The organism is Paenibacillus sp. 05T425 (assembly GCF_056396205.1).
The window spans coordinates 1-362 of sequence record NZ_JBFTLA010000186.1 but is presented as its reverse complement, the minus strand read 5'-3'; the positions used below and the strand labels follow the sequence as shown (position 1 = coordinate 362).

General features: G+C 66.8%; 1 protein-coding gene. It reads left to right on the top strand.

The window, feature by feature from the left end:
• Positions 1-28 precede the first annotated feature (28 nt).
• A partial coding sequence (locus AC1DF0_RS32695; RefSeq protein WP_477577796.1) for an MmgE/PrpD family protein occupies positions 29-362 on the top strand: 334 nt, incomplete at its 3' end.

The window sequence follows — 362 nt, the reverse complement described above, 5'->3', positions numbered from 1 at the left end:
GCGTATGAAAGATCAGGCGGGCATGCGGATGGAGCGGTTGGCGCAGTTCTGCGTCGATACGCGCTTCGAAGATTTACCCGCCGCGTTGGTGGAGCAGGCCAAGCGGCACATTCTCGACACCTTCGGCGCAGCCCTGGCCGGGGCCGGCAGCGATGTCGCCAGACAGGCGCATCAGGTGTTCAAGGGGGAAGCCGGCAGCACGTTGGTCTGGGGCACCGATCAACGAGTCGGCGCGGCGCAAGCCGCCATGCTCAACGGTATMGCCGCGCATGCCCTGGAGCTGGACGATACCGGCGGCTGCGACCATTCCGGCGCGGTGGTGCTGCCGGCGGTGATGGCGGCGCTGTCGATGTCAACGAAGC